Source organism: Mycobacterium neumannii, from assembly GCF_002245615.1.
Lineage (GTDB): Bacteria > Actinomycetota > Actinomycetes > Mycobacteriales > Mycobacteriaceae > Mycobacterium > Mycobacterium neumannii_A.
On record NZ_NKCO01000023.1, the window covers coordinates 60,633 to 87,534 of the forward strand.

At 67.1% G+C, this 26,902-nt stretch carries 33 protein-coding genes; 11 read left to right on the plus strand and 22 right to left on the minus strand.

The features are described from left to right. Position 1 precedes the first annotated feature (1 nt). Positions 2-835 (plus strand): polysaccharide deacetylase family protein, encoded by an 834-nt coding sequence (locus CEX88_RS21335; RefSeq protein WP_094295015.1) that lies wholly within the window; start codon positions 2-4, stop codon positions 833-835. Here the strand turns inward: CEX88_RS21335 and CEX88_RS21340 are convergent. The 4 genes from CEX88_RS21340 to CEX88_RS21355 all read right to left on the minus strand — a co-directional run bounded on the left by CEX88_RS21340 (position 825) and on the right by CEX88_RS21355 (position 4,476). Beyond that, positions 825-1,574: an alpha/beta fold hydrolase gene (locus CEX88_RS21340; RefSeq protein WP_202931600.1), complete on the minus strand. Its 750-nt coding sequence runs from the start codon at positions 1,572-1,574 to the stop codon at positions 825-827. The genes CEX88_RS21335 and CEX88_RS21340 overlap by 11 nt on opposite strands. A 313-nt stretch (positions 1,575-1,887) precedes the next feature. Continuing rightward, positions 1,888-2,037 (minus strand): hypothetical protein, encoded by a 150-nt coding sequence (locus CEX88_RS26130; protein WP_202931601.1) that lies wholly within the window; start codon positions 2,035-2,037, stop codon positions 1,888-1,890. Between the two features lie 34 nt (positions 2,038-2,071). Continuing rightward, positions 2,072-2,920: an LLM class F420-dependent oxidoreductase gene (locus CEX88_RS21350; RefSeq protein WP_094295017.1), complete on the minus strand. Its 849-nt coding sequence runs from the start codon at positions 2,918-2,920 to the stop codon at positions 2,072-2,074. Between the two features lie 59 nt (positions 2,921-2,979). Next, positions 2,980-4,476 (minus strand): potassium/proton antiporter, encoded by a 1,497-nt coding sequence (locus CEX88_RS21355; RefSeq protein WP_094295018.1) that lies wholly within the window; start codon positions 4,474-4,476, stop codon positions 2,980-2,982. Positions 4,477-4,660: 184 nt separating this feature from the next. Between CEX88_RS21355 and CEX88_RS21360 the strand changes: the two genes are divergently transcribed. After that, positions 4,661-5,353 (plus strand): potassium channel family protein, encoded by a 693-nt coding sequence (locus CEX88_RS21360; protein WP_094295044.1) that lies wholly within the window; start codon positions 4,661-4,663, stop codon positions 5,351-5,353. On the opposite strand, the gene CEX88_RS21365 is transcribed toward CEX88_RS21360, so the two are convergent. Further along, positions 5,334-6,962 (minus strand): SulP family inorganic anion transporter, encoded by a 1,629-nt coding sequence (locus CEX88_RS21365; RefSeq protein WP_094295019.1) that lies wholly within the window; start codon positions 6,960-6,962, stop codon positions 5,334-5,336. The two genes, CEX88_RS21360 and CEX88_RS21365, sit on opposite strands and share 20 nt — an antisense overlap. Further along, positions 6,959-7,336, minus strand: coding sequence for an ArsR/SmtB family transcription factor (locus CEX88_RS21370; protein WP_094295020.1), 378 nt, complete (start codon positions 7,334-7,336; stop codon positions 6,959-6,961). The genes CEX88_RS21365 and CEX88_RS21370 overlap by 4 nt, the downstream gene beginning before the upstream one ends. An 87-nt stretch (positions 7,337-7,423) precedes the next feature. Here CEX88_RS21370 and CEX88_RS21375 point away from each other — a divergent pair, with 87 nt between their 5' ends. Continuing rightward, entirely contained in the window at positions 7,424-8,428 is a 1,005-nt protein-coding gene (locus CEX88_RS21375) for a PHP domain-containing protein (protein ID WP_094295021.1), read from the plus strand. 44 nt (positions 8,429-8,472) lie between these two features. Further along, positions 8,473-8,985 carry a hypothetical protein gene (locus CEX88_RS26135; protein ID WP_094295022.1) on the plus strand — a complete coding sequence of 171 codons (513 nt, stop codon included), beginning with the start codon at positions 8,473-8,475 and terminating at the stop codon, positions 8,983-8,985. Here the strand turns inward: CEX88_RS26135 and dinB are convergent. Continuing rightward, complete coding sequence (gene dinB, locus CEX88_RS21385; RefSeq protein ID WP_094295023.1) at positions 8,974-10,191, minus strand: DNA polymerase IV; 1,218 nt, start codon at positions 10,189-10,191, stop codon at positions 8,974-8,976. The genes CEX88_RS26135 and dinB overlap by 12 nt on opposite strands. A gap of 20 nt (positions 10,192-10,211) precedes the next feature. Further along, positions 10,212-10,859, minus strand: a complete 648-nt coding sequence (locus tag CEX88_RS21390) for a TetR/AcrR family transcriptional regulator (protein WP_094295024.1) — start codon at positions 10,857-10,859, stop codon at positions 10,212-10,214. A gap of 79 nt (positions 10,860-10,938) precedes the next feature. On the opposite strand from CEX88_RS21390, the gene CEX88_RS21395 reads away from it, so the two are divergent. Next, positions 10,939-12,414 carry a flavin-containing monooxygenase gene (locus CEX88_RS21395; RefSeq protein ID WP_094295025.1) on the plus strand — a complete coding sequence of 492 codons (1,476 nt, stop codon included), beginning with the start codon at positions 10,939-10,941 and terminating at the stop codon, positions 12,412-12,414. A gap of 69 nt (positions 12,415-12,483) precedes the next feature. On the opposite strand, the gene rraA is transcribed toward CEX88_RS21395, so the two are convergent. From rraA to CEX88_RS21435, 7 genes are all read right to left on the minus strand, one after another. Beyond that, positions 12,484-12,966 (minus strand): ribonuclease E activity regulator RraA, encoded by a 483-nt coding sequence (gene rraA / locus CEX88_RS21400; RefSeq protein ID WP_094295026.1) that lies wholly within the window; start codon positions 12,964-12,966, stop codon positions 12,484-12,486. Further along, positions 12,963-13,712, minus strand: a complete 750-nt coding sequence (locus CEX88_RS21405; RefSeq protein ID WP_094295027.1) for a MerR family transcriptional regulator — start codon at positions 13,710-13,712, stop codon at positions 12,963-12,965. The genes rraA and CEX88_RS21405 overlap by 4 nt, the downstream gene beginning before the upstream one ends. Before the next feature lie 46 nt (positions 13,713-13,758). Next, positions 13,759-14,277, minus strand: coding sequence for a hypothetical protein (locus tag CEX88_RS25940; RefSeq protein ID WP_126315804.1), 519 nt, complete (start codon positions 14,275-14,277; stop codon positions 13,759-13,761). A gap of 90 nt (positions 14,278-14,367) precedes the next feature. After that, on the minus strand, positions 14,368-15,291 hold the full coding sequence (locus CEX88_RS21420; protein WP_238382146.1) for a CopD family protein: 924 nt from the start codon (positions 15,289-15,291) through the stop codon (positions 14,368-14,370). After that, a complete protein-coding gene (locus tag CEX88_RS21425; protein WP_094295031.1) occupies positions 15,288-15,833 on the minus strand; it encodes a copper resistance CopC family protein in 546 nt (181 codons plus the stop codon). The genes CEX88_RS21420 and CEX88_RS21425 overlap by 4 nt, the downstream gene beginning before the upstream one ends. 34 nt (positions 15,834-15,867) lie before the next feature. Then, entirely contained in the window at positions 15,868-16,383 is a 516-nt protein-coding gene (locus CEX88_RS21430; protein WP_094295032.1) for a hypothetical protein, read from the minus strand. A gap of 7 nt (positions 16,384-16,390) precedes the next feature. Continuing rightward, positions 16,391-17,047 (minus strand): DUF6474 family protein, encoded by a 657-nt coding sequence (locus CEX88_RS21435; protein ID WP_094295033.1) that lies wholly within the window; start codon positions 17,045-17,047, stop codon positions 16,391-16,393. Positions 17,048-17,300: 253 nt separating this feature from the next. Between CEX88_RS21435 and CEX88_RS21440 the strand changes: the two genes are divergently transcribed. After that, positions 17,301-17,792, plus strand: coding sequence for an ImmA/IrrE family metallo-endopeptidase (locus CEX88_RS21440; RefSeq protein WP_064418186.1), 492 nt, complete (start codon positions 17,301-17,303; stop codon positions 17,790-17,792). Then, complete coding sequence (locus tag CEX88_RS21445; protein WP_094295034.1) at positions 17,789-18,952, plus strand: hypothetical protein; 1,164 nt, start codon at positions 17,789-17,791, stop codon at positions 18,950-18,952. The genes CEX88_RS21440 and CEX88_RS21445 overlap by 4 nt, the downstream gene beginning before the upstream one ends. A gap of 51 nt (positions 18,953-19,003) precedes the next feature. Here the strand turns inward: CEX88_RS21445 and CEX88_RS21450 are convergent, their stop codons facing one another. The 4 genes from CEX88_RS21450 to CEX88_RS21465 form a co-directional block, all read right to left on the minus strand. After that, positions 19,004-19,402, minus strand: a complete 399-nt coding sequence (locus CEX88_RS21450) for a helix-turn-helix domain-containing protein (protein ID WP_064418199.1) — start codon at positions 19,400-19,402, stop codon at positions 19,004-19,006. A 378-nt stretch (positions 19,403-19,780) separates the two neighbouring features. After that, entirely contained in the window at positions 19,781-20,467 is a 687-nt protein-coding gene (locus CEX88_RS21455; protein ID WP_094295035.1) for a TMEM165/GDT1 family protein, read from the minus strand. Positions 20,468-20,730: 263 nt separating this feature from the next. Then, positions 20,731-21,264 (minus strand): peptidase, encoded by a 534-nt coding sequence (locus CEX88_RS21460; RefSeq protein WP_066841865.1) that lies wholly within the window; start codon positions 21,262-21,264, stop codon positions 20,731-20,733. A gap of 122 nt (positions 21,265-21,386) precedes the next feature. After that, positions 21,387-21,665, minus strand: coding sequence for a S26 family signal peptidase (locus tag CEX88_RS21465; RefSeq protein WP_231987620.1), 279 nt, complete (start codon positions 21,663-21,665; stop codon positions 21,387-21,389). An 85-nt stretch (positions 21,666-21,750) separates the two neighbouring features. On the opposite strand from CEX88_RS21465, the gene sodN reads away from it, so the two are divergent. Next, complete coding sequence (sodN, locus tag CEX88_RS21470; protein WP_064395071.1) at positions 21,751-22,173, plus strand: superoxide dismutase, Ni; 423 nt, start codon at positions 21,751-21,753, stop codon at positions 22,171-22,173. Between the two features lie 100 nt (positions 22,174-22,273). Here sodN and CEX88_RS26140 read toward each other — a convergent pair whose 3' ends face one another. Then, positions 22,274-22,432: a hypothetical protein gene (locus CEX88_RS26140; protein ID WP_156656313.1), complete on the minus strand. Its 159-nt coding sequence runs from the start codon at positions 22,430-22,432 to the stop codon at positions 22,274-22,276. Positions 22,433-22,799: 367 nt separating this feature from the next. Between CEX88_RS26140 and CEX88_RS21475 the strand changes: the two genes are divergently transcribed. The 3 genes from CEX88_RS21475 to CEX88_RS21485 all read left to right on the plus strand — a co-directional run bounded on the left by CEX88_RS21475 (position 22,800) and on the right by CEX88_RS21485 (position 25,099). Further along, the gene (locus CEX88_RS21475) at positions 22,800-23,141 is read left to right on the plus strand and encodes a rhodanese-like domain-containing protein (protein WP_094295036.1); all 342 of its coding nucleotides are present in this window, start codon (positions 22,800-22,802) and stop codon (positions 23,139-23,141) included. A 69-nt stretch (positions 23,142-23,210) separates the two neighbouring features. Continuing rightward, complete coding sequence (locus CEX88_RS21480) at positions 23,211-24,239, plus strand: DUF4328 domain-containing protein (protein WP_094295037.1); 1,029 nt, start codon at positions 23,211-23,213, stop codon at positions 24,237-24,239. Positions 24,240-24,244: 5 nt separating this feature from the next. Next, entirely contained in the window at positions 24,245-25,099 is an 855-nt protein-coding gene (locus CEX88_RS21485; protein WP_094295038.1) for a glycerophosphodiester phosphodiesterase, read from the plus strand. 23 nt (positions 25,100-25,122) lie between these two features. On the opposite strand, the gene CEX88_RS21490 is transcribed toward CEX88_RS21485, so the two are convergent. Together CEX88_RS21490 and CEX88_RS21495 are read right to left on the minus strand one after the other, a co-directional pair. Further along, positions 25,123-25,668, minus strand: coding sequence for a ferritin (locus tag CEX88_RS21490; RefSeq protein WP_066842031.1), 546 nt, complete (start codon positions 25,666-25,668; stop codon positions 25,123-25,125). Positions 25,669-25,800: 132 nt separating this feature from the next. Beyond that, positions 25,801-26,901 (minus strand): LCP family protein, encoded by a 1,101-nt coding sequence (locus CEX88_RS21495; protein ID WP_202931602.1) that lies wholly within the window; start codon positions 26,899-26,901, stop codon positions 25,801-25,803. Position 26,902 lies beyond the last annotated feature (1 nt).

Genomic DNA, 26,902 nt, shown 5'->3' on the forward strand with positions numbered 1-26,902 from the left:
GGTGATCCGCCGCTACCCAACCGCCGGCGCCGGGCTGAGACTCAACCGGCGCAACTTCATCGCGGGCCTGTCCGTCGCCACTCTCGGCGCAGTGGGGTTGAGCCGGTGCGCGACCGGGGAGCAGCCGCGAGTCGCGGGTGTGGCCGCGTCCCAGGTCCCGACCGCACCCTCGGTCGGCCTGTTGCCGCCGCCACCGGCGTCGGCGCGGATCGCTCTACCCGGCGGTGGCGTGCTGAGCAGCCTGCCCGGCGAGGAAGATCTGTTGGCGCTGACCGTCGACGACGGTGTCAGCACTGAGGTCGTGCGGGCCTACACGCAATTCGCCAAGGACACCGGAATACGCCTGACTTACTTCGTCAACGGGATTTACCGGTCGTGGACCGATCATGCCGACCTGCTGCGTCCGCTGGTCGATGACGGTCAGATTCAACTGGCCAATCACACGTGGTCGCACCCCGACCTCACCAAGCTGACACTGGTCGACGTGGCCGAGCAGTTCCGGCGTAACCACGACTTCCTGTGGAAGACCTACGGCGTCGACGCACGCCCGTACTTCCGGCCGCCCTACGGCGCGTCCAACCCCCACGTCGACAAGGTGTCGGCCGATCTCGGCTACACCGTCGACACGTTGTGGTCGGGCACGCTGGAGGACCACGTGTGGATCCCGGCCGCCGAGGTCGTCGCGATGGCCGACAAACACTTCACCGCGCAGACGATCGTGATCGGCCACCTCAACCATTCGCCCGTCACCGAGGTCTTCGGGGAATTGGTCGACATCATCCGGGCGCGCGGGCTGCGGACCGTGACGCTGGACGACGTGTTTCTCAGGCCATGACCGCGGCGGCCCGAATATGCTCCGCCAGCACGTCGGGCGTGCTGACCTGCGGGAAGTGTTTGCACATCAGCGTCGTGATCGAAATGCCGGCCCGAACGGCGAGCACAACGTTGTCCAGGAACGTGGCTGCCGGGCTGAGACCCCCGATCGTCCACGTGATCGGCTTGCCCACCAGCTCGTCAGGTGACGGCTCTCGGACTATCCCGGCGGCGACGTACCGCCGAACCCACGTCACATAGTTCGGCTCGAGTCGCTTGTGAAAATCTGCGCCGAGCGCCTCCCACGCGGCGGCATCGTCGTTCATCAGATTGGCGAAAAGATCCCGGCAGACCGCGATGACAGCCGAATCGTCAAGGTCCACAAGGCCGTTCAACAACGCCAGCGCGGAACTCATCGCCACCTCATGAACGACGGCGCGCCGTACGAGCTCGCCGTGACGGATGATGAGGTCGAGAACCGCTACACCCCCCGAACTGCAGCCGAAGTAGGTGGCAGCAGGCAAGCTCAGAGACGCCACGAGCTCGGCAATCTGATCAGCGAGCGCCGGCACGGAGATGAGGTCCGGGCGTGTTACACGGCTACGCGAGAAGCCCGGCATGTCGAACGTCAACACCGAGAACTCATTGGCCAGGGCGGCGGCCACGCGGTCGAAAGAACCGCAATCGCCTTCTCCAGAAGGCACCAGCACTATCGGCGGACCATCGCCGCGGCGCTCGCAGTACCAATCGACGTCGCCCACCCGGTGCTGGAATCGCTGCACCTCCATGAAGCCTCCCACGTAGTCCTCGGCGAACCACTGGAGTATGCGAAGCGGGAGTCAGAACCCGGGCCACTTTGACCAATGCCAAGTCACATCCGTCACTTCAGCAACTCTAAAAACATCAGACGATTTACCGGCGCGCCTACCACAGTTTGCCGACAGTCGGGTTCTAATGACTTCATGGGGGCACTGCGGTAAGGTTGGGCCCCGGTCAGCTATCGGTTTCGACACAGGAGTCAGTTCCGTGTATGTCAACCCGCTATCCCGGTCTCGGGTCAGCCGAATCGCCTGGTCACTCCTCCGTCATCCGCTGAAGAGCCGCGAGTTCCCGGCCAAGGCCGAGCGCCTCATCACTGCCGACGAGCTTCGTCTCTACGGCGTCTAGCGAACTGAAAAGCGCGAACTCCCTCGCGCTGAAGTCCTGCCACTGGGCGTTTGCCAAATCGTTATATTTTCGTGACCGTCAGAAACGGCGGCTAACCCCGTAGGCCCGACGCGGCGATCGCGTCGGCTAGCGGTTCGAGCACCGCCGGATCGTGCGGCGGCGGCAGATAGATGATCGCCAGATCCAGACCCTCCTGTCCCAGTGCCGCGGCCTCGGATAGCGCCTTGTCGTAGTTGAGGTCGGGGTCCAGCCGCACGTGGGCCGACAGCATGATCTCGGCCGGATCCCGTCCGATGTCGGCGCAGTGGCCGGCCAGCACGTCGCGCTTGCGGGCGAATACCTCCGGCGTTCCGCCGACGAAGTTCCAGTGCTGGGCGTATAGGGCGGTGATGCGCAGCGTGCGCTTCTCGCCGTTGCCGCCGATGCAGATCGGGGGATGCGGCCGCTGCGGGCCCTTCGGCTCGTTACGGGCGTCCTTCAGTTGATAGAACTTCCCGTCGAACGACGTGGTCTTTTGGCTGAGCAGGTTGGTGAGCACCTCGCACGCCTCCTCGAAGCGGTCGAACCGCTCACGGATGGAACCCAACTCGATCCCGTACGCCTCGGACTCTGCCTCGTTCCAGCCCGCGCCGATACCGAGCTCGAGCCGACCGTCGGACACGATGTCCAACGCGGAGGCCATGTTGGCCAGCACCGCGGGGTGGCGGTAGTGGATGCCGGTGACGAGCACACCGACGCGCAACCGCTCGGTCGCCTGCGCGAGCGCGGTGAGCGTCACCCAGCCCTCCAGGCACGGGCCGGTGGAGTCGGAGAAGATCGGGTAGAAGTGGTCGAACGTCCAGCCGGATTCGAACAGGTCGATCTGGTCGGCGGCCTTCCACACCGCGAGCATGTCGGCCCACGTGGTGTTTTGCGGCGATGTCTTGAAAGCGAACCTCACTGAACCGAGGTTAGTCCCGAGTGGGCGGTAGCGAGCTGTGCGCCGAGTCCGCTGCGCAGCTAGTCGGTTTCGCCGAATTCGTCGAACCAGTACGCGAGCTTGCCGCGGCGGCTCACCGCACGCAGGCGGCGTTCGGCCACGGCACGCGTCTTGGTGGTGGTGACGATCAGCAGCTCGTCACCGATCGCGATGCGGGTGTCGGGCTGCGGCACGAAGGTGCGGCCGTCGCGGATGATCAACGTGATCACGCTCGGATCGGGTAGCCGCAGTTCCAGCACCGTGACGTTGTGCAACCGCGACGGCGCCTGCACGGTCATCGTGAGAAGTTCCGCGTCCAGCACGTCGAGGGGCGCCGACTCCACCTGGATCTCCCGCGTCGCCTCCTTCGAGATCAGCCCCAGCCGATGCGCGACGAAGCGCAGGCTGGGGCCCTGCACCAGCGTGAACACCACCACCAGGATGAACACGATGTTGAGTAGGCGGACACTGTCGGGCACGCCGCCCACGATGGGGAACGTCGCCAGCACGATCGGGACGGCGCCGCGCAGACCCGCCCAGGAGACGAAAACCTGTTCACGCCAAGGGATTCGGAACCACACCAGGGAGACGAACACCGACAGCGGCCTGGCGACGAGGAGCAAGACCAGACCCGTCACGATGCCGGGGATCACCTCCACTGCCAGGTCGCTGGGGTCGACGAGAAGGCCGAGCAGGACGAACAGGCCGATCTGAGCGAGCCAGCCGAGACCCTCGGCGAACGAGCGCGTCGCCGACCGGTGAGGCAGGCCGGTATTGGCGAGCACGACCGCGGCCACATAGGCGGCGAGGAACCCGCTGGCGTGTGCGGTGCCGCCCGCCGCGAACGCGACCATACCGAGCCCGAATGTTGCCAACGGGTACAGTCCCGACGCCGGAAGCGCGATGCGGCGCAACGCCATCGAACCCAGATAGCCGACGCCGATCCCGATCGCAGCACCCACCACCAGCTCGTAGACCAGTTCGGTGAGCGCGTGCACGGGCGACAGCTCGAGCGGCGCCACGCTGAACATCAGCACGAGGATGACGGCGGGGGCGTCGTTGAAACCGGACTCGGCCTCCAGCAAGCCCGCCACCCGGCGGGGCAGGGGCACCACGCGCAGCACCGAGAACACCGCGGCGGCATCCGTGACGGAGACGACCGCGCCGAGCAGCAGCGACAGCTGCCAGTTGATACCCAGCAGCAGGTGCGCCCCGGCCGCGGTGATGAGCATGCTGACCGCGACGCCGAGTGTCGCAAGCACGCCCGCAGGCGCGAGCACCCGCCGGACGTCGGAGAACCGGGTCGTCAGGCCGCCTTCGACGAGGATGACGGCCAGCGCCACCGTGCCCAAGTGGTCGGCGAGCAGGTAGTTGTCGAAGTCCAGCCCCAGCCCGTCTTCGCCGACGATGACGCCGACGAAGAGGAAGAGCAGCAGGCTGGGCAGCCCGACCCGGCTGGCGGCCCTGGTGGCGACGATGCTCGCCAGCAGCACCAGCCCAGCGATCAGCAGCACAAGATAGAGCTGCTCGAGGGTCATTGCATCCCCGTTCGGGACCGGATGGGCGGTGTGAGAGGCAGTAAAACACCTACCACGGGCGGTGACCGGGCAGTCTGACCCGGTAGCTGCGCCCAAAACCGCCGCGATGGGTAAGTATGAGTGCGTGATACGGCTCCGCTGGCGGCAACTCGACGCATCGCGGCGCGTCGAGGAGCGGACGATGATGCGGGTCGGCATCGCCGGTGCCGGGGCAGTGGGCCGATCGGTGGCGCAGGAACTGATCGACTACGGCCACAAGGTGTTGTTGATCGAACACGACGTGCGGCACTACGAACCGCGGACGGTCCCCGACGCCGAATGGCTGCTCGCCGACGCGTGCGAGTTGTCCTCGCTCGAAGAGTCCGGGCTGCAGATGTGTGACGTGGTGATCGCGGCGACCGGCGACGACAAGGTGAACCTGGCCGCCGCGTTGTTGGCCAAGACGGAGTTCGGTGTCACCCGCGTGGTGGCTCGGGTCAACGACCTGCGCAACGAGTGGTTGTTCACCGGGGCGTGGGGTGTCGACGTCGCGGTCTCCGCACCGAGCGCCCTGGTGGCGGCGATCGAGGGCGCCATCGACATCGGCCACGTGGTGCGGCTGATGCAGCTACGGCACGGGCAGGTCAGCCTGGCGAAACTGACGCTGCCCGAGGGTGATCCGCTGGTCGGACAGCGGATGCGCGACCTGCCGTTGCTGGAGAACACCGCGCTCGCGGTCATCATCCGCGACAGCGGGATAGTCCTGCCCCGGCCCGACGACGTGCTGGCGGCCGGTGACGAGATGCTGTTCCTGGCCGGCGGCTCCACCCACGGCGAAGTCGCTGCGCTCGTGCACGGCGCGCTCCACCAAACGGCGGTCAAAGGACCCGAGCGCTGACGTGCGTTCGCGCGTGATCGATCGCATCGTCGAGCGAGTCCATCAAGTGGTTCTCGTGCCGGAGTGAGTCGAAAACGCCGACGTTAACGAGCAGGCTCATGTGTTCGGGCCGGACACCTTTGATGATCACCGTGATGCCGCGCGACTCCAACTCGGTTGCGATATGCGCCAACGTGTTCGCGCCGGTGGCGTCGAGCATGCCCAGCTGGCTGAGCCGAATGATCACCACCGAGGTGCGCGCCTCGCCCGTATCGGTGATCTCGTTCGAGATGCGCTCGGCCACTCCGAAGAACATCGCTCCATCGAGGCGCAGAAGCGCGATCTGCTCGTCGCCGGGGCGGCGGGGGCCCGGAAGCTCCTCCCGGGTGACGCTGCTCCGACGAGCGACGCCGCGCAGCGCGAAGAACGCCGCGACGACGACGCCGATCTGCACGGCCTCGATGAGGTCGAAGCACACCGTGATCGCCGCGGTGAGCGCGAACGTCACCGCGTCTGAGCGGGTGGACCGCAGAATCTTGCGAACGGTGGACAACGAGATCATCCGGAACGAGGTCACCATCAGTACGCCGGCCAAGGCCGACAAGGGTATTGCGGAAACGGGTCCGGTGGCCAGGTAGACGACTGCGAGGAGGACCAGCGAATGCACGATGGCCGCGACCCGGGTACGCGCGCCGGAACGAACGTTGACCGCGGTCCTGGCGATGGCCCCCGTCGCAGGCATCCCACCGAAGGCGCCCGATGCGACCGAAGCCAGGCCCTGGCCCACCAGTTCGCGGTCCGGATCGTACGGACCGGTCGCGGCCATCGTGGCGGCCACGCGCGCCGACAGCAGGGACTCGATCGCGGCCAGCGCGGCGATCGCCAAAGCGGCACCGACGAGGGTCCGCATTGCGGCGGGGTCCACCTGCGGTAGGACGGGTGCGGGAAGATGCGATGGGAGCCCGCCGATGCTGGCGGCCGGAATATCAAGGGCTACAACGGCTATTGTCACGACGATCACGGCCGTCAGCGACTCCGGAATGCTGCGGTGCAGACGCGGCAGCGTCACCATGAGGGCCGCGACAACGGCCACCACCGCCAACGTCCGCGCGGCTGAGGGCCAATCCGCCTGTCGGACAACGTTCCACGCGACGGACAGCGTGCGGCCGCCGGCGGGGCTCGCTTGGCCGAACGCGGCGGGTACCTGCTGAAGGAAGATGATGGCGGCGATGCCCAGGGTGAACCCCTCGATAACGGGCCAGGGGATGAACGTGACTGCCCGGCCCAGACCCGTGATTCCGGCGGCGAGCACGAGCAGCCCGGCCAGCACGGTCACGAGGGCGATGCTGCCCAGGCCATACTGGGCCACGATCGGCGCGAGCACGACGGCCATCGCGCCGGTGGGTCCGGACACCTGCACGTGCGACCCGCCGAAGACGGCGGCGACCAACCCGGCAACGACGGCGGTGATCAGGCCGGCCGCCGCGCCGACGCCGGAGCTGATGCCGAATGCCAAGGCCAGTGGTAAGGCAACCACGCCCACTGTGATTCCGGCGAGGATGTCGCGCCGCCACGACCGGGGCAGCTCGGCGTAGTCGCTCCGACTCGGGAGCAGGCGGGTGAGGTTCACTTGCCGTGCCCCAGCGGCGGCAGGGCCTCGAATGCCGCCAAGTGATCCCGGTGGGCACCGATGACGTCAGCGAGAAAAGCCCTCGCGATGACCAGCAGTTCGGAGATCTTGGGGTGAGCGAGATCGTAGATGACCGAATTGCCGATGCGTTGCGCCGAGACCACGTGATGACGCTTGAGCACGGCCAAATGCTGAGACAGCAGCGTGGGTTCGAGGTCGGTTTCGGCGAGTATCTCGCTGACCGACGTCGGCCCGTCGTTCGCCGACAAAATCTCGAGGACACGGATACGCGCAGGGTGGGCCAATGCCTTGAAGAGGTTGGCCTTGATCTCGTAGAGCGGTAGCTCGGGGCCACCGGGGAAGCGGTGTGGCATAGATCCCAGTACTTGATGGATTGAATATATTCGCAATCCACTATATCGAGCTTCGGTCCGAAAGAGCAAACCGGGCACACTGGAGTGATGGACCCCGTCATCGCCCTGCGGCAGATCGCCTATTACAAGGACCGTGCGCGCGAGGACCCTCGCCGGGTGATGGCCTACCGTAACGCCGCCGACGTCGTCGAAGCCCTCTCCGGCGCCGACCGCGACCGCCACGGCACTGCCAACAGCTGGCAGTCGCTGCCCGGCATCGGCCCCAAGACCGCGAAGGTCATCGCGCAGGCATGGGCCGGGCGCGAACCCGAAGTGCTGACCGAATTACGGTCAAACGCAGAGGATCTCGGAGGCGGTGACATCCGCGCCGCGCTGCGCGGCGATCTGCACGTGCATTCGAACTGGTCCGACGGGTCGGCCCCCATCGAGGAAATGATGGCGGCAGCAAGGGATCTGGGCCATGAGTACTGTGCGCTGACCGACCATTCGCCGCGGCTTCGGATCGCCAACGGCCTGTCGCCCGAGCGGCTGCGCCAACAACTCGACGTCATCGACGAGTTGCGCGACAAGGTCGCCCCGCTGCGGATTCTGACCGGCATCGAGGTCGACATCCTCGAGGACGGCTCCCTCGACCAGGAGGACGAACTGCTCGAACGGCTCGACATCGTGGTGGCCAGCGTGCATTCGAAGCTGGCGATGGACGCCCCGTCGATGACGCGTCGGATGCTCAAGGCGGTCACCAACCCGCACACCGATGTGCTGGGCCACTGCACCGGCCGCCTGGTCACCGGAGGACGTGGGATGCGGCCCGAGTCGAAATTCGACGCCGAGAAGGTGTTCACGGCATGTAGGGACCATGGAACGGCCGTCGAGATCAACTCTCGACCCGAGCGGCGTGACCCGCCGACCCGACTGCTCAAGCTCGCGCTGGAGATCGGGTGCCTGTTCTCGATCGACACCGATTCGCATGCCCCCGGGCAGCTGGAGTTCCTCGGTTACGGAGCGCAACGTGCGCTCGATGCCGAGGTGCCGGTTGACCGCATCGTCAACACCTGGCCCGCCGAGGAATTGCTGACGTGGGCGGGATCATGAGAATCGCTTGCGGTTAACTGCCCCGAACGGGGTACAGGGTCACTGTGAGAAAAATTATCGGTGAGACGGCCGCTGCGCTCGGCGCGCGTGCCGCAGAGCTCGCGACCGCTGCGGGCGAGACGGCCGGGCGCCTCGTGCGACGCGTCAGCGGCGAGCCCGAGGACCGGGCGGAGCAGATCGAACCGCCGTCGGCGCCACCGTCATCGGCTGCACCGAAGAAGGCAGTGGTCAAGAAGGCACCGGTCAAGAAGGCGCCGGTGAAGAAGGCGTCCGCGCCGAAGGCCGCCAAGGCGCCCGCCAAGAAGGTGACCAAGGTGCCCGCCAAGAAGGCGGCGACCAAGGCGCCGGTGAAGAAGGCTCCGGCAAAGAAGACTGCTGTGAAGAAGGCCGGCACCAAGACTCCCGCCAAGAAGACGGCGGCGAAAAAGGCTGTCCCGCCGATGAAGTCGGCGAAGACGGAAGCCGCCAACCCCCCGCCGAAGCCCGACAGGGCGGCAAAGAAGGCGACGGCCAAGAAGGCCCAACCGCGCAAGGGCAGGCCCGGGTCAGTCGGGTAGCTGGGGCATTTCGAGACCGGGATCGCGGCCCAGCAGTACACCGCGGGTCACCGCCGAATTTCCGTACCGCTGACGCACTTGGTCGACCGCTTCGTCGACCGCGGTCGTATCGTGGCTCTCCTCGAACGGCAGCTCGAGCTGTTGTGCACCGTCGCGATCGATGTTGGACACGGCGAATCCGACGAGGGTCAGACCGCGCTCGGCGATCAGCGGCGCCGCCGCGGCGACGAGGCCTCGGGCGGCGTACAGGATCACCTCGGTGGACGCGGTCGCCCGCGGCATCGTGTGCGACCGGGTGGCGCGGCCGAAGTCGTCGAAGCGCAGCCGCAGGACCACGGTGCGACCTGTCCGGCCGGCCTTGCGCATCCGCCGGGTGATGCGGTCGATCAGGTTGACGACGACGGCGTCGATCTCCTGCGCCGACATCGTGTTGCCACGCCGGCCCAACGCGCGCTGCGCGCCGACCGAGCGCCGGCGCACCCCGGTGACCACCCGACGGCGATCGATGTTGCGCGACAGCGCGAACAACCGGCTGCCCATCGCCGCCCCGACCAGGGACCCGAGAGTGGACTCGCTGAGCTCGGCGACGTCGGCCACGGTCTCGATGCCGTAGGTGTGCAACTTCTCGGCGGTCTTGGCGCCGACACCCCACAATCGCCGAACCGGCAACGGGTGCAGGAACGCCAGCTCACGATCGGGCGGGACGAGCAGCAGCCCGTCGGGTTTGGCCTCCTGGCTGGCGACCTTGGCCAGGAACTTGGTGCGCGCAATCCCCACCGTGATGGGTAGCCCGACCTCTTCGCGGACCCGGTCCCGCAGCCGCGCGGCGATCTCGACCGGGCTGCCCGACACCCGACGCAGCCCCGACACATCGAGGAACGCCTCGTCGACCGACAGCGGTTCGACCACCGGCGTCGTGTCGTGGAAGACCTCGAAGACGTCGTGGCTGGCCTGTGAATACGCCGACATGCGCGGAGGCACGACGATCGCGTGCGGACAGAGGCGGCGGGCTTCTCGTCCGCCCATCGCGGTTCGCACGCCGTATGCCTTGGCCTCGTAGCTGGCGGCGAGCACCACACCTGCCCCGACGATGACCGGCCGGCCGCGCAGCGACGGCTCGTCACGCTGCTCGACCGAGGCGTAGAACGAATCGAGGTCAGCATGCAGAATGCTTGCCGCCGCCCCGAAGCCAGTGGACACGAACATATGTTCGCATCGATGTCCGACTAGTGGCGAGTGGTGCCGTAGATGCTGGTGACCCAGATGTGGGCGAGGGTGTCGACGAGCTGGTCCGGGCTGACCGCGGGCTGCTCGGACGCGAAGGCCGCGAGCATCGTGCGCTCGTTCATCAGGTTCAGCGACGTCGCGAGGTCCTGCGCCGGGATCGTCTCGGGTGCCTCACCCCGCGCGCGTTCGCTCTCGATCGACGCGGTGGTGTGGTCGATCCACTTCTGCATGAAGCGTGACCACAGGGCGCGTACGTCGGGATTGGTGGGCCGGGCGGCGGCGCCCGCAAGGGTCACGGCGCGGTGCGAACCGAACGTCCTGAACAACGCATTGATGGCCTTCCAGACTCCGGCCGGATCCACCGCGGGATCCATGCCGCCCATCGCGTCGTCGGCGTTGCCGTCGGCCTCGGCGATGACCTGCTCGACGAGCGCACGAAGCACCGCGTCCTTCGAGGGGAAGTAGAAGTAGAACGTGGGGCGGGAGATGCCTGCGCCTTTGGCCAGGTCGTCCACCGAGATGTCAGCCAGCGAGCGGTCCTCGAGCAGCGTCTCGAGTGTCGAGAGAATCGCGTGTTCGCGGTCGTCGCCGGAGGGGCGGCCGGAGCGACGTCCCCGCGGTCCGCGGGACTGGCTGACGGTGGTCACGTCGATTGACTTTACACGGTGTTGAGTATCTCGACACCCCGTTGACTAACTCGACATACCGTTGATACGCTCCGGTACCATGAGCGAACACCTCGACGTCGTCATCGTGGGCGCCGGTATCTCCGGCATCAGCGCCGCCTGGCATCTGCAGGACCGCTGCCCGGGCAAGACCTACGCCATCCTGGAGCGCCGGGAGAATCTCGGCGGTACCTGGGACCTTTTCAAGTATCCGGGCATCCGCTCCGACTCGGACATGTTCACGCTCGGCTTCCGGTTCAAGCCGTGGACCTCGGAGAAGGCGATCGCCGACGGGCCGTCGATCATGGCCTACCTCAAGGAGACGGTGGCCGAGTACGGCATCGACAAGCACATCCGCTATCAGCATCGCGTGCTGTCCGCGGACTGGTCGGATGAGAAGAACCGCTGGACCGTGCGCGTCGAGCGCGACGGAGAGGAAGCCGAGATCACCGCGTCGTTCCTGTTCGCCGCAAGCGGCTACTACAACTACGACGAGGGTTACACCCCGGAGTTCGTCGGCCGTGACGACTTCGAGGGCACCGTCATCCATCCGCAGCACTGGCCCGAAGACCTCGACTATGAGGGCAAGAAGGTCGTCGTGATCGGCAGCGGCGCGACCGCGGTCACTCTGATTCCGGCGTTGGCCAACTCCGGTGCCGGGCACGTCACGATGCTGCAGCGCTCACCGACCTATGTCGGTTCGCTGCCCGACGTGGATCCGTTCGCGGTTCGGACGAAAAAGACGTTGCCGGAAAAGCCCGCGTATGTGCTCAACCGCTGGAAGAGCATCCTGTTCCAGTCCGCGCAGTACCAGATCAGCAGGCGCTTCCCGAACTTCATGCGCAAGCAGCTGATGACCATGGCGCAGCGCCGGCTGCCCGAGGGCTACGACGTGCAGAAGCACTTCGGGCCCCACTACAACCCGTGGGACGAGCGGCTGTGCCTGGCGCCCAACGGCGATCTGTTCCGGACGATCCGTCACGGCAAGGCCGATGTCGTCACCGACACCATCGAGCGGTTCACCAAGACGGGCATCAAGCTCGCCTCCGGCGAGGAGCTCGAGGCCGACATCATCATCACCGCAACGGGTTTGAACCTTCAGCTGTTCGGCGGCGCGGCGATCATGCGCAACGGCGAGCCGATCGAGCTGAACGAGACCATGGCCTACAAGGGCATGATGCTGACCCACATGCCGAACATGGCATTCACCATCGGTTACACGAACGCATCATGGACGCTCAAGGCCGACCTGGTCTCCGAGTTCTTCTGCCGGGTGCTCAACTACATGGACGCCGAGGGATTCGACCGCTTCGAACCGATGCATCCCGGCAACAGCGTCGACGAACGCCCGCTGATGGATTTCACTCCCGGTTACGTCCTGCGCGCGCTCGACTACCTGCCGAAGGCCGGACATGTCGCGCCGTGGCGGCTCAAGCAGAACTACCTGCTCGACCTGCAGCTGATTCGTCGCGGCAAGGTCGACGACGAGGCCCTGGAGTTCACCAAACACCGTGCGTCGGTGAAGGCTTCGGCCTAACTTCGCTCGCGAGATGTACACCAGGGCTGTGATTCCACAACATTGACGACCCTGGTGTACAGTTCGCGATCAGTCTTGAGCGACCACGACGATGCCGTCGTCGTCGCTGTAAGCGACATGGCCCGGCTGGAACACGACACCGCCGAACTCGACCGCGACATCGCGTTCTCCGGCACCGGTTTTCGTGCTCTTGCGCGGATTGGTCCCCAACGCTTTGATGCCGATGTCGAGGGTGCGCAACATCGCGGAGTCACGGACCGCGCCGTTGATGATCAGTCCGGCCCAGCCGTTTTCGACACCGAGCCCGGCGATGACGTCGCCGACCAACGCGGAGTGCAGCGACCCGTCGCCGTCGATCACGAGCACTGCGCCGTCACCCGGCTCGGACAGCACCGACTTCAGCAACGCGTTGTCCTGGAAGCACTTCGCCGTGACGATCGGCCCGGCGAACTCCGAACGCCCACCGAACTGGCGTAGTTGCAGATCACAGCTGCGCACGTCGGGGCCGATGTCGTCGACCAGGTCGGCGGTGGGGCGGGGTTCGATGCTCACCGGTCGATGTTAGCCACGATGATGTCGTGCGCGAATTGCGCCAGCCCCGGCTCGACGTCGTCGTAGTAGCGCGTGAACCGCTCGTCGGCCAGATACATCTCGGCCAGGCGCACGTGCATGTCGTGATCGCAGTCGTAAAAGCGCTCGATGTTTTCGCGATGCCAGGCGGCCAGCTCGTTCGCACGCTCTGTGCCGGGTACGACGTCGTCGCGGTGAGCCTCGGCCAGCGACGTCAACAGCGCATCGTTGTCGGCCTTGAACGCGATCCAGTCCTGCTTGGTCATCCGCGCCGTGCGCTGCTGCGACTGCTTCCACGCGTCGGTGCGACCCCACCGCTCCTCGGATTCGGCGGCGTACTCATCGAACACCGCGCTGCCGAAGATCTCGACCTGCTCGTCGGCGGTCAGTTGTATGCCACTGCGGTGTGAGCTCATCAGTTCCTCCACTGCCTTGATCGTGTGCTGTAGCCGGTCCGCCCGGTCCAGCAACAGCCGGTGCTGGCGCTCGAGGCGGTCGAGCACATCCCCGTCCCCATCCAGCAGGGCGCGGATCTCCTCGAGGGGCATGTCGACCGACCGGTACACCAGCACCACGTGCAGCCGTTCGATGTCGGCGTCGGTGTAGCCGCGGTAGCCGGCTTCGGTGCGCACACTCGGCACCACCAGACCGATGTGGTCGTAATGGTGCAAGGTGCGTACCGAGACACCCGTCAGGGTGGCCACCGCGCCGACGGTCATGGTGTCCATAGCGCCACTATCGACCCTGACGCAGCGTGAGGGTCAAGCGTTTTCGTCAGTCCTCGTCGTTTCCCCGGCGGATCAGCAGTACGACGATGATCGCCAGCACACCCGCAGCGATCGCCGCCGCAACCGGCAGCCGCGACGGTTCGGGCCCGATCAACGGCGTCGGCGGCGGCCCGGCAACCGGATTGCTGGCGGCGGCGACCGTCGACTTTGCCTGCGCAGCAGTCACTTTCGCCGCAGAATCAACATCATTGCCGGTAGCGGCAGGTTCAGTCGCGGGCGCTTTCTTCGCCGGCGCCTGTTGCACCGGACCCTTCTTGGCGGGTGCTTTCTTGGCGGGCGCCTTCTTCGCCGGTGCGGCCTTCTTCACCGCCTTCTTCGCGGGAGTCTTCTTGGCGGCCTTCTTGGCGGGAGTTTTCTTGGCGGGCGTCTTCTTCGCCGGCGGGGGAGGGATCAGCGGGTCGGGGGAGACGCTCGCCGACTCCGCGGCGGCGGGCTGCGGGGTCGACTGATCCGCCGGTGGTGTGCTGTGCGGCTGTTCGTCGGGTCGGCCCTGCTGGTCTGCCATCGGGCTGCTCCTTTGCAGTGTCTGGTCGCCAGGCCGGCCGAGCGTGCGGCCGGAAGTCGATCGGTCCATCATGCCAGGTCGGCTATGGCACTAACCCGTGACGGCCAGACCAGCGGCCAGGACCAGCGCGACGAGCATCACCGCGGTTTCGACATGCGCCCGGGTTCGGGAAACCACCGCCGTGGCGCGATGGGACCGTGCGGCGGGCAGCCACATCGTGCGGTTTCGCCAGCCGAGGACGACGAGCGCGACCGTCACCGCGATCTTGGCCGACACCAGCCGCCCGTAACCCGTCGCGTACAACTCGGCCGGTGCGCCCAACCGGAGAGCGGCGCCGGCGACCCCGCCGACCAGCAGCACCACCACACAGATCAGCGACAGTGCGGAGAAGCGCGGCAGCATCCGAGCCCACTGTCCGCGGTGGTCGACGGTCAGCACCAGCGCCGCCAGCGCCCCGACCCACAACGCGGCCGCAAGGGTGTGCACGGTGACCGCCACACCACCCAACGGGCTGTTCGCGAAGTGCCCGGTCAGCTGGCGCGCGACGACTCCGACCGCCGCGGCGCCGATCACCGCGACATTCCACGACGCCGTCCGCGGTGCGACGAGCGCCGCCACGGCTATGGCGGTCGCGGCGGCGACCGCGAGCATGCCCGCCCGCCCCGCCGCGGTGGTGGTGGCGAAGTCGGCGGTGGTCTGCACGCCGAGGCGGAACACCGGTAGCGAGGCGGTCTGTGCGGCCGCGACGATCAACCGGGTCAATTCGGCGAGCAGCCACAGCACCGAGGCGACTGCCAGCGGTCGCGTCGAGCGGGCCAACAACTCGCCGCGGTGCCGCTCACCGTCGAGTACCGGCACCACCGCCAAGCCCAGCGTGACGACACCCGCGCAGTCGGCGACCACCCGCACCGCGGTCGCACCCAGCGACCCCTGCGGGTAGGCCAGCCCCCAGGTCAGGCCTGTCGCGGCGGTCGCGAGCACCACCCCGACGACCACAGTGCGTCGACGGGTCACGCGCGGCGCCGCACCGCCCACACCGCGCCCGCGGCGATGATGACGGCCGCTCCCGCGAAGAACGGCCACACAGGGATGCCGTCATCGGCCGGGGCCTGGGCCGGTGCGGCCGCCGACGGGCCCGGTGTCCCGGTTCCCGGCACGCTCAGCTCGAACGACCAGGACCCGTTGACCACGTGTCCGTCCGCCGACGTGGCCCGGTAGTTCACGGTGTAACGCCCGGACGGTCCGAGTGGGCGCACACCGACGCTGAGGACGGCGCCCTGGACCTGCGGTTCGCCGGCCGACCACAGGTTGCCGTCGGGGCCGACGACTGTTATGGCCGCGAACTGCGGCTGCAGTGCCTCGCTGAACGTGGCGGACACCGTTTCAGGTGCCTCCGTCAGCCGGCTGTTCTCCGCAGGGTCCGACGCGATGCGGGTCGCATGCGCGGACGCGGTGCCCGCGGAGGCCAGCATTCCGATCGTCAGCCAGAGGAGCAGGGCCGCACCGGCGGCGACGGTGGTGAGGGGACGACGGGGCACCCTGGTGACGGTTCTCATCGAATGTGTCTTTCTCAAGCCGTTGGTATGTCGATCAGCGCGCGGGGCTGACCGGCGGTCCGCGATGAGAAATCGAAGCGGCAAGAAGCAGCGCAGAACGAAGCGGTTGTACGGCCTGCCGGACGATGGGACGACCCTGCGGTGCGACCGGCGGACACACCATGCGCACCGCGACGCGCACCGCGCGCGTCACGACGCGGCACAACCGGTCGCCGACCGCGATCAGCACCGCCCCCACGCCGACCGCCACCGCATGGGCGCCGACCATAGTCGCGGTCTGCGGCGCATGGATATGCCCGGAGACGCCCAGCACGATGTGGCCGGCGATCTGGCCCCACGCCAGAATCGCAAGCAGGACAGCCGTTTTCGAACAGGCGGAAAGGGTGGCGGTCAACGTGCCGACGGTCGCGGCGACGATGACCAGCGCCACGACCGCGGCACCGCCCGGCGGCTCTGCACCGCCGTAACCGTGTGCGGCCACGGCGAGCGTCGCCGTCAGCAGCCCCGCAGCCGCGCCACGAAGGCGGGCTGCGGAACCGGACGGCGACACTTTCAGCTCAGCTCACGCCGAGCCGAGCCATCAGGTCGGCGTCGATTCCGTCGAGTTGCCGTTCGATGGCGGCGTGCGCAGACCGGCGCCGCGACGGCGGCATGTGCTCGGCGGCGGCGATCGCTGCGGACAGGTCCCCGAGACGCTCGGTGATCGCCCCGACGAACTGCTTGGTCTCGGCGTCCTTCGGCTTCTTCTCGGAGACGAGCCGCAACGACTGTTCGGCACCGGAGATGCGCGCCGACAGCTGGGCGCCGTGGCCGTTGAACTGGCCGACCTGGCTGAGTGGAACACCGAGCCGGTCCGCCCGGCGTTGATCGGCATAGCCGCGCGCGGCGATGGCCGCGCGGTAGCCGACGGGCACGACGATCGGCGCGAGGAGGCGGATGACGGTGAGCACGCGACGGATCCGGCCGGGGGCGAACAGCTTGCCTTCGCGGGCGGCCTTCAGCTGCGTCTCGGCCACCTTCAGGGCTGCACGGTCACTGTCGCGCTGGGCCTTGAGCTGCGCCTTGAGCGCGCGGGCCTCGGCCCGGTGGGCAGACTTGATGCGACGGGCTTCGTTCTTGGCGGCCAGCTTGGCCTCCAATTTCGCCTTCGCCTTGATCGCGCGGGCCTCGGCCCTGCGGGTGGCGCGGGTTTTGCGTCGCTTGAACGGGCTCATCCCGGCTGCCTCCCGGCGGTTTTCTCGATTGCTGACGTCATGGCTGTGCGCGTTGTTGGTGCAGCACAACCCTATCGTTCACAGCGTTCGGCCTGCGGGCGGCTCGGCGCCGACGAGAGGGCGCCGAGTCCGTCTTGGCTGCATGGCGTATTGAGGGCATGCTTATACAGACCGCAAAGTTCGCGAACTGACTGAAGAAGCCGCCCATCAAGACGGCGGACAGCGCATAGTGAACTAGTCGGAAGGGGGATCCATGCCAGCTAACCGCCGTGTCACCCGCGCGGTCGGGGCTGTGCTCGAACTGGCGCCGCGACAGGGAGAGGTGTCGCTGACCCGGCTCGTCGAGGCCGTCAGCGAAGACCGCAAACGACCCATCGAGCTCAAGATGGCCGAGCTGCCGCCCGGTGTCTGCGGGCAGTGGCGCCAGTACAACGACCACGACGTGTTCCTGATCCAGAAGGGTCTGCCCGCGTGGGACCGCACCCTGGCCCACGAACTGGGACACCTGGTGCTGGGCCACGACGGTATTCCCGTCGCGCAGGCCGCCGAAGAGAGCACCGAGTTCGCCAGCTCCGATCTGATCAGCTACATGCTCAACCAGCGGACCGGTTGTATGGGTCCGGCCGGTGAGGAGGCCGAGCAGGAGGCGGAGGATTTCGCGGCCCTGCTGCTGTACCGGTTGGGCAGGCTTCCGTCGGACCGTTCGTCGATCGTCCAGGTGCGGCTCGGAGAGGCGTTTGGTTGATCGTCTGGGTGATCGCCGGTCTGCTCGGACTGGCCACCGGACTACGCATCGGATGGGCGCTGGTCAATAAGCAGAGCCTGGTGAGCACCGCGATGATCGTCGCGCTGGCAAGCCTGGCGTTGATCGCCGCGTTGAACTGGCAGCCCCTGACACTGCTCATCGACCGGTTGCTGCGCTGGCCCAACATCTCGCTGGGCCTGTCCCAGGTGGCGCTCGTCGCGTGCGCCGCGGGCAGCTGCGTGATGATCACGACCGTGTCGTCGGTGCGCAAACCGGCGACCATCCGCAAGATCGCGGTCGCGCAGTACGGCGTCGCGGCGGTGATCGCCGTGGTGACCGCGGTGGCCTTCTTCTCCGCGGGCCGTCAGCCCGAACTGTCGCCCCAGGAATACCTGCAGCGCAACCTCAGCGGTGGTGGGAACACGCTGCCGTGGCTGCTGCCGCTGCTCTACGTGCTGCTGGCATTGTCGCTGGTCTCGTGGGCGGGGCTGCGTTATTCGAACCGCAGCCGCCGGGGGCGCGCGCTGTTCGTGTTCACGATCGGCATCGTGCTGATCGTGGTGGCGTCGGCCTTCTTCTTCCTACGCGCCCTCGACAGTGACGGACCGGTCGGCGTCGGCGCCGCAGCGACGCTGCTGGGCTGCGCGATGCTGGTTGTCGCCGCGGGATCGCTGCTGCCCAGCATCGAGGACTGGTTCGGCGCCAGGCGCGAACTGCGGGCGATCCAGCCGATCCTGACCGAGCTGGGCCGCAGACACCCCGACATCGGTATCGGTGTCCGGCCGCGCGGACCGCTCGTCTTCCGGGTCGCAGAACGGATGTCGTTGATCTCCGACGCGCTCTACCTGGAAGCCACGGCCGCCGAACACCGGCGCAAACTCCGGGTCGACCCGCGCGGCGCGGTGTCCGGTGATGACGCCGAGCCGGACGAGACAGTCCTCGAATCCCCGCCGGTTCCGCCGCAGGAACAGGCCCGGGCGATCGCCGAGTGGATCTACTCCGGGACCGAGAGCGCTTCGGAGGACAGGCGCGTCGATTTTCCCGGACTGGGGTGGCTGAACCAGCCTAGCGAGTATTCAGACCGTGAATGGATCCTGGAGATCGCCGAGCAGTACAGAGCACTGATCCGTCGCGACGGCGCGACGGGTCAAGCGGCGTAGCTGGTAGCGCGACCCCACTTCGCCAGCTATGGGGCGGAGGGCCGCACCGGGCTAATCGTCGAGATGCTCGCGGCGGCGCAGCTCATCGACCTTTAGGGCGATGTCCTGCTGGGCCTCCGGCGACAAGCCGACGGTGCGTGCGGCAATACGGCGGACGCCCTCGTCGCGCATGCTTGCGAGCCAGGTCAGCTCCTTGTCGAGCTTCTCGTAGTACTCGTCGTCGGTGAAGTAGGCCGGCTTGATCCGGAAGAAGTTGGCAAGAGCGGCCATGGTGGTGGCAGAGGGGTTGGTGCGGTTGCCCGAGCGCAGCTGCGAGAGGTACGGAGCGGACATGGTGACGCCCTCGGCCTTCAGTGCCGCGATCACCTCGGCCGAGGTGTGCGGGCCGCGTCCCGGCGGGTAGACCGTGTCAAACAGCCGGTTCAGGCGAGCGGCGAACGTCGTGCTCATCGATATGACCTCCACATGCATTGGACGAGCGGTGTACGAGCGGCGTATTTGCTGATCATCGTAGCGAGTGTTGTGGCCACAACCAAGTGCAAACCCGGGAAAAGTTGATCCGCCCCCGCGCTTGACGCCCGCTACTGTGCCGGCTGCGACGCATTCCGCGTGCGCCGACGCCTCTACCATACGGTGCGACGAAGCAAACAACGGCGGCTTTGTCGAGCTAGTTTTGCTCAGAAATCGGACAGCGCGTCCACAGGGGACCCGACGACCGCCGCCGGCAACATCAGTTGCATGCATTCTGGCGCAACGCCGGGTTTGCCACATACCGCACGGATGGTCGCGGAGCGCCCAGTGTCGGACCGTCGAAGGCGCAGGTCGAGGTCAGGACCCCTGGGTGGAGGGCTGGGATGTCTCGTCAGGCACGGGTGCCCTGCGGCGGCGGATGAGCCGAACCATCAGCACCGAGACGGTGACGGAAGCGGTGACCGCCACGGCCACCCACCGCAAACCCAGCGCACTGTCGAACAGCAGCCACAGGCCGAAAAGAAGGAACAGGACGCTGGCCAGGCCGTGCAGGAACCGTTCCGGAAGCCTGCGGTGCATCAGCCTGCCCGCAGCGATCGCGGCGCCGTCGGCCAGAACCATGCCCGCGGTCGCACCGATCCACACCCCCGCCCAATTGTGTTCGCTGGCCAGGGCGACGGTGGCCAGCATCGTCTTGTCGCCGAGTTCGGCCAGCACGAACGACGACACGATCGCGGGGACGACGAATCGCGGCTCGGCGATCCGAATCTCGTCGTCGTGCCCGTTTTCGCGCCACGTCCACACCGCGAACAACAGGAATGCGATGGCGGCGACGAATGCGATCGGGCGTTCGGGCAGCGTCACCCCGAGAAAGTGTCCGACCGCGACGGACAGGCCGTGAACCAGCATCGCGGCGATCCCGACCCCGGAGAGCACGACCCACCATCGGTGCCGCAGCGAGTAGGTCATGGTGATCAGCTGCGACTTGTCGCCGAGTTCGGCGACGAACACCACGGCCAGACTGACCACGATGGCGGCGAGCATTCAGACGACCCTTTCGACGCGTCGCCGACATCGCAATGTTCATGCCCCGCCGGCTTCGGTCGAAGGTCTCGCCCACCACACCTTCGGATGTGTGGTTCGCCGGCCGGGCTTGCGCCAGTATGTCGACACGACGATTGGGGGCTACTCCCCTTCGCTTACTGAACCGACCATAGCTTCGGTAGCGCGGATGTGCCAGTGCCACGTAGGGTTTCGGGCACCCGAATCCACCGTTCAGGCACCCGAATCAAATGCTTCGAAAGCCCTTATGCCGCAAGCAGCATCGCGAGAATCGCAGTGTCCGGGTGGCTGATCGGGTCCAGGCCGACGCGGCTCACCATGGAGGTCACTGTTCCGTCGGATTCGGCTTCCACCCATGCTGCGCGGTGCTCGAGACCGAGATGGGGCAGGCCGGGCAGCAACACGCATCCGGACGCCGCCCCGCTGCACTCCGGCAGCGACGGTGTGGTTTCCGACGGGGGGTGCAGCATCAACAGGGCCGGCGGCTGGTGCTCGGCGAAATAACCTGGCGGTACCGCTGATTCGCCGACCACCGGGCCCTCGGCAAGGACGAGGCCGACCGTATTGGGCTCAGGCTCGTCGGGCAGCTCTTCACGGGCACCGAAAATCGTTGTCGTGGACAACAACCCGGGAAGCGATGCCACGCGCACGGCGACCATCAGCAACTGAGCCCACTCTTTGGTCGAATCCGGCCAGCGACCCGAGATGACGAATCCCTTGAGTGAACCGCGTGAATGAAAGGGGGCGATCTCGATCGCCTTGCCCGACTCCCTCTCCATATCGCCTCCGCGCCATCGGTGTTGGGACGCCGGCCTCTAGCCGACTGATGGCCCGACACGCCAGTGGGTCGATTTGCTCAGCATGCGGCAGAACTCGGCTGGCACGCAAGTCGACACGACTGCTAATCACCGGATTTGGCTCGGGCAGTCCACAGCACGCGATACGAACCGGCCGCCGGGACCCAACCGAATTCGTGGGAGTCGACGGCGCCGGGGGCGCCCGGATTGTCCGAGCGCGCTTCAAAGATCACGTCGCGACCGTCGGCGTAGACATCGCCGACCCGCTTGACGAGCCACCGTGTCGAGCGCCGCGGATCCTGGAACACCCGAAGCTGCCCGCGCTGAATGCTCCCGCCCCGCAGGGCCAATAGGCCATCCCCTGGGCCGACCGTCGGGCGCATCGAGTCGTCGACCACTCGGAACAACCGCAGAGGCCAGCGTCGCGGTGTCTGGTTGCGGCGCACCTCCAAAGGGTAAGTTAGGAACATGCTGCATCGATTGTTGAACCACGCGACCCCCGCCCATGCCCACTGCGATCTCTACTGCGGCGTCTATGACCCCGCGCAGGCCAAAATCGAGGCGCTCTCGTGCCTCAAGACGATCCAGAAGTACCACGACTCAGACGATGAGCACTTCCGCGCGCGCTGCATCATCATCAAGGAGCGGCAAGCCGAGGAGGTCAAACATCACCTGATGGTGCTGTGGGCCGACTTCTTCGCCAAGGATCACTTCGAGCAGTTCCCCAACCTGCATCAGCTGTTCTGGGACGGCGTGCACGGCGCGGGCGACGTCAAGAAGTCGCTCGATGTCGCCGTCGCCGAGAAGCTGCTCAAGACGATCGACGAGATCGCCGACATCTTCTGGCAGACCGACAAGGGCAAGCAGATGGGTGTCTATCCGCCCGCCTGAGAGCCTTATCGACAACAAGAAGCCGCCGAGTCATTGACCCGGCGGCTTTGTCGTATTTCGCGAGGAAGTCGTACTTCGCGACGAAGTCGGCGGCTCGTCGTCAGAACAGGACGATCAGGGCCAGCACGACCAGGAGCACCAGCGCGATCACGCCGGCGCGCAGTAACGCCATCAGCTGACTGCGGTTGTAGGCGGCGGGCGTCGAGGCCTGCCACTTCGTGGGGGGCATAGCCGAACCCGATCCCATCGAAGATGTCATGAACCCCTCCTGACCTGCATGTTTTACATTCCCCCGGGTGAGATCTATCACAACCGCTGGTTGTGACGCCGATCATAGCCCCTTGCGTCGAACCGGAAAAATCGGCTCGCGCGCAGCACGGATTGCGGGTGCGGCCGGCTCAAGTCGCGGTTAGCGGGACTAGGGATTTCGCTCGCCGCCCGACCGCCTGTTGATGGCAGCGCCCAAACGCGACCGCTTATCCACAGCGATCCTCAGAAAAAACACAGATTCAGCGGCTCAAGGTGGGTTCTGCGATGTCGCGGCCTGTGGATGAACCTGTGGAAATTGTGGATAGGTGGTCATTGCTGTCGCCGCGAGCCGGCCGGCGGCATGTCAGCATTGAGGCATGAACGAGGCTGAAATCGCGCAGGTCGACGTCGCGGACGTGCCGACGATGTTCGACTCCGGCGTGATCCTGCTCGACGTGCGCGAAGACGATGAGTGGGCACGCGGGCATGCCCCGGATGCGCGGCACATCCCGATGGGACAGGTCCCGGCGCGTCTGGCGGAGATCGACGTCGACGCGCAGGTGTTCGTGATCTGCGCAGCCGGTGGGCGGTCGCAGAGCGTGGCGCAGTACCTGGCCAGGAACGGCTATTCACCGGTCAACGTCAGCGGTGGCATGTTCGCCTGGGCTGGCGCCGGCCGACCGATCGTGACCGACGACGGCGGGCCGGGTGTGGTCTGACGCATCGTCGCTACGCTGGTCGGATGGTCGGGCGAGGAGTGAAGTGATTCCGCGCGCGCGAGGAGCGAAATGATTCAGGTGTGTTCGGCGTGCGGAACCCGGTGGAACGTGCGCGACCGGCGCCGGACGTGGTGTCCGCGGTGCCACGGATCGCTGATGCCGCCATCGGCGTCTGCGCCGGACACCGTGAGCGCCCAGTGGAGCGCACGGTCCGCGGCCGCAGCGCCAGGCCCGCGGCCGCAGCTGCCACCGGGATACCGCTGGATCGCCGTACGGCCGGGCGCACCGCCGCATCCGCGGCGCCCGAAGCGCGCGCTCGGCCCGACGCCCCGCTACGCGACCATCCCGCGATGGGGACTTGTCGAGCAGCCCGCGCCGGTCGACCAACAGCAGCAGGCGCCGCGCCGCGGCCCGTCGCCGGGCATGGTGACGGGCACGCTGCTGCTGACGATGGCGGTGCTGGGCGCTGCGGCACTGATCCACCTCGCGCGCTACGTGCTGCTCATCATCAACCGGTCGGTGTTGCTGCCCCCGTGGATCGCCGCGATCGCGACCTGGTTCGGTGTCGTACTCAGCGTCGTCGCCGCGTTCATGGTGGTGGCCAGCCTCATCGTGCTGACGAACTGGCTCATCGCCAGGCGGGCCGCCGCCTATACCCACCGGGGAACGACGGACCCTCGACCCTCCTGGCGACTCCAGGCCGGCTGCCTGCTCCCGTTCGTCAATCTGTTCTGGGCGCCGGTGTTCGTCCTCGAACTGGCGGGCGTCGAGGAGCGGCTCAGCTATCTGCGCAGGCCGATCGCGGTGTGGTGGCTTGCGTGGGTAGCCAGCTACGCGGTGTCGATCTGGTCGATCGCGACCAGCTTCACCCGCGATGCGCAGGGAATCGCCGACAACACGATGACCACGATGATCGCCTATCTGCTGGCGCTGACCACCCTGCTGCTCGCCATGAAGGTCGTTTCCGGTTTCGAACGGCAGCCGGTCGAGCGCCCGAGCAAGCGCTGGGTGATCGTCCCCGACGACAGCACGCCGGCGGAGGATCGACCCGGCCCCGAGGCTCCGGTTGAGTCGCACGGGCAGGACCCGGCAGCATAGGCCCTATGACAGGCGACTCCGAAGCCGCCGAGAACGCGACTTCCGGACCGACGCCCGGGGGCCATCCCTTCGTCGTGGCGCACCGCGGCGCGTCGGCCGATCGTCCCGAGCACACGCTCGCGGCATACGAGCTTGCACTGCAGCAGGGCGCCGACGGCGTCGAATGCGATGTGCGGCTCACCCGCGACGGCCACCTGGTGTGTGTGCACGACCGCAGGGTCGACCGCACTTCGAACGGAACGGGGCTCGTCAGCGACATGACGCTCGCCCAGCTGCGCGAGCTCGACTACGGCGGTTGGCATCCAAGCCGCAATGCCGTTGAGGCACAAGGTGATACGGGCTTGCTGACACTCGAAGCGCTGATCTCACTTGTGCTCGATTGGAACCGGCCGGTCAAGGTATTCATCGAGACCAAGCACCCTGTCCGGTTCGGTGGGCTGGTGGAGAGCAAGGTGCTGGCGCTGCTGCACCGGTTCGGGATCGCCTCTCCGGCATCGGCGGACCTGTCGCGCGCCGTGGTGATGTCGTTCTCGGCGGCCGCGGTGTGGCGAATCCGGCGCGCGGCCCCGATGTTGCCGACGGTGTTGCTCGGCGAGACGTCGCGCTACCTCGGTGGCAGCGCCGCCACGACCGTCGGCGCCACCGCGGTTGGGCCGTCGATCGCCACACTGAGGGAGCATCCGGAGTTGGTCGACCGAGCGGCCGCGCAAGGCCGCGCGCTGTACTGCTGGACCGTCGATCATTTCGAGGACGTGCAGTACTGCCGCGACCTCGGTGTGGCATGGGTTGCGACCAACCACCCCGGCCGCACCAAGGACTGGCTGCAGAACGGTCTGGCCGGCGCCGCCGGTCGCGATTAGCCGCGCTCAGATCCGCGCGATATCTAGAGGCTGCCGCCCGCGACCTTCGGTGCGCCGACGTCCTTCGACGTCGAACCCAGCTCGCGCGCTACGAAGTCCTCCAGGCGGAAGAGGTCGTCGCCGGCCCGGTCGGCGATGCGCACCAACGTCGTCATCTGCGCGACCTCCTCGACCTGCTCACCAAGGAACCACTGCATGAACTGCTCGCCGAGGTAGTCGCCCTCGTCGCGGGCCACGCCGGCCAGCCGGCCGATCTGCTCGGTGACAGTGCGCTCCAGATCGAGGGCCAGCACGAGGGCGTCGCGCGGAGCATCGAAGGTGTTGCGCACCGCGTCGACCCCGGGAATCTCGAATTCGACGTCGCGGTCGAGGAGGTACTGGACCAGCATCATGGCGTGATTGCGCTCTTCGACCGACTGCCGGTAGAAGTGCTTGGCCAGCTGCGGAAGGTCGGCTCCGTCGAAGTAAACGGCGATGGCGAGGTATTGCTGCGCGGCACCGAACTCGTTGCGCATCTGCTCTTGCAGCAGGGCATGGAATTTGGTGTCGCAAGCTTCAGCAGTGGTCATGAACGCCACGATATCCCAGCTCAGAGGCTGTTGTCAGCGAAGGTTGACCTAACAGAGGTCAGGTTCACCTTAATGAGTCGACCCTTTGTGATGGCGGTTACACGTTCGGATAAATGTTTGCTGAAGGGCGCGTCAGGGCTGCGCGTCGAGAACGTCCTGCGGTACCGGGGAGTCGGTCCGCAGCGCCGTGAACAGTTGGCTTGCCAGGGCGTCGTCCCAGACCACGACCGAGCCGGCGTCGCCGCTGGAGTACTCCCCGATGGGGACGGTGGTGGTGAGGACGTCTCCGTGCATCGCCCAGGCGAGCCGGGCCAGGTTCCACACGTGATCGTCCTCGTTGACGGTGAAGGTGCGGCCGGCGGCTTTGGCCAGCGGATACCAGCGCAGCGGGTTGAGCAGCACCGACGGGCTGGTGGCGCGGTGCAGCAGCGCGGACATGAACTCCTGCTGGTGAACCATGCGGTCTAGGTCCGCGCGCGGGGTGGCCCTGGTGCGGACGAACCCCAGCGCGCTGCGGCCGTCGAGCTTCTGGCACCCGGCCGGCAGGTCGATGCCGGCAAGGGGATCGCTGATGGGCTCGGACGGACACATCGTCACACCGCCGACCGCGTCGACCATGGTCGCGAATCCGTCGAAGCCGATCTCGGCGTAGCGGTCGATCCGCAGGCCCGTCGCCTCCTCGACCGTCTGGGCGAGCAACTGCGGGCCGCCCACCGAGTACGCGGCATTGATCTTGTCGCTGCCGTAGCCCGGGATCGACACGTAGGAGTCACGAGGTATCGACACCATCGTCGTGTCGGTGCTCGAGGCGATGCCGGGGATGTGCACCAGCAGGATCGTGTCGGTGCGGCCGTTGCCCATGTCCCCGCCGGTGGTCAGCTGCGCCTGTTGTTCAGGGGTCAGGTTCTGACGGCTGTCCGATCCGACGAGCAGCCACGTGGTGCCCGCGCCAGCGGCGGGCCGGCCGGCGTAATCGGCCAGCGCGGGGATGCGCTGCAGTGACGAGTCCATCCAGATGCCACCGGCCACGACCGCCGTCACGGCCAGCAACAGCACCACCAACAGCAATCGGCCCCAATGCCGTTTGGGCCGAGTGCGTTTCGGCTTCGTCGCGGCTGCAGGCGGCGGTGGCGGTTGGGGTCGTGGTGCCGGTCCGCGGGCGCCCGCCCGAGGTGGCGGCGGAGGCGGTGTGCGTCGGGGCGGGGCGGGTGGCGGCATGCGCGACGGAGGCATC

Excerpts from the sequence above, each read along its gene's own strand:
- CEX88_RS21355 (WP_094295018.1), bottom strand. The coding sequence starts at position 4,476 with ATGACCCTCGAGCAGCTCTATCTTGTGCTGCTGATCGCTGGGCTGGTG.
- CEX88_RS21360 (WP_094295044.1), top strand. The coding sequence starts at position 4,661 with ATGCGGGTCGGCATCGCCGGTGCCGGGGCAGTGGGCCGATCGGTGGCG.
- CEX88_RS21370 (WP_094295020.1), bottom strand. The coding sequence starts at position 7,336 with ATGCCACACCGCTTCCCCGGTGGCCCCGAGCTACCGCTCTACGAGATC.
- CEX88_RS21375 (WP_094295021.1), top strand. The coding sequence starts at position 7,424 with ATGGACCCCGTCATCGCCCTGCGGCAGATCGCCTATTACAAGGACCGT.
- dinB (WP_094295023.1), bottom strand. The coding sequence starts at position 10,191 with ATGTTCGTGTCCACTGGCTTCGGGGCGGCGGCAAGCATTCTGCATGCT.
- CEX88_RS21395 (WP_094295025.1), top strand. The coding sequence starts at position 10,939 with ATGAGCGAACACCTCGACGTCGTCATCGTGGGCGCCGGTATCTCCGGC.
- CEX88_RS21405 (WP_094295027.1), bottom strand. The coding sequence starts at position 13,712 with ATGGACACCATGACCGTCGGCGCGGTGGCCACCCTGACGGGTGTCTCG.
- CEX88_RS25940 (WP_126315804.1), bottom strand. The coding sequence starts at position 14,277 with ATGGCAGACCAGCAGGGCCGACCCGACGAACAGCCGCACAGCACACCA.
- CEX88_RS21425 (WP_094295031.1), bottom strand. The coding sequence starts at position 15,833 with ATGAGAACCGTCACCAGGGTGCCCCGTCGTCCCCTCACCACCGTCGCC.
- CEX88_RS21435 (WP_094295033.1), bottom strand. The coding sequence starts at position 17,047 with ATGAGCCCGTTCAAGCGACGCAAAACCCGCGCCACCCGCAGGGCCGAG.
- CEX88_RS21440 (WP_064418186.1), top strand. The coding sequence starts at position 17,301 with ATGCCAGCTAACCGCCGTGTCACCCGCGCGGTCGGGGCTGTGCTCGAA.
- CEX88_RS21450 (WP_064418199.1), bottom strand. The coding sequence starts at position 19,402 with ATGAGCACGACGTTCGCCGCTCGCCTGAACCGGCTGTTTGACACGGTC.
- CEX88_RS21455 (WP_094295035.1), bottom strand. The coding sequence starts at position 20,467 with ATGCTCGCCGCCATCGTGGTCAGTCTGGCCGTGGTGTTCGTCGCCGAA.
- CEX88_RS21460 (WP_066841865.1), bottom strand. The coding sequence starts at position 21,264 with ATGGAGAGGGAGTCGGGCAAGGCGATCGAGATCGCCCCCTTTCATTCA.
- CEX88_RS21465 (WP_231987620.1), bottom strand. The coding sequence starts at position 21,665 with ATGCGCCCGACGGTCGGCCCAGGGGATGGCCTATTGGCCCTGCGGGGC.
- sodN (WP_064395071.1), top strand. The coding sequence starts at position 21,751 with ATGCTGCATCGATTGTTGAACCACGCGACCCCCGCCCATGCCCACTGC.
- CEX88_RS26140 (WP_156656313.1), bottom strand. The coding sequence starts at position 22,432 with ATGACATCTTCGATGGGATCGGGTTCGGCTATGCCCCCCACGAAGTGG.
- CEX88_RS21475 (WP_094295036.1), top strand. The coding sequence starts at position 22,800 with ATGAACGAGGCTGAAATCGCGCAGGTCGACGTCGCGGACGTGCCGACG.
- CEX88_RS21480 (WP_094295037.1), top strand. The coding sequence starts at position 23,211 with ATGATTCAGGTGTGTTCGGCGTGCGGAACCCGGTGGAACGTGCGCGAC.
- CEX88_RS21485 (WP_094295038.1), top strand. The coding sequence starts at position 24,245 with ATGACAGGCGACTCCGAAGCCGCCGAGAACGCGACTTCCGGACCGACG.
- CEX88_RS21490 (WP_066842031.1), bottom strand. The coding sequence starts at position 25,668 with ATGACCACTGCTGAAGCTTGCGACACCAAATTCCATGCCCTGCTGCAA.
- CEX88_RS21495 (WP_202931602.1), bottom strand. The coding sequence starts at position 26,901 with ATGCCTCCGTCGCGCATGCCGCCACCCGCCCCGCCCCGACGCACACCG.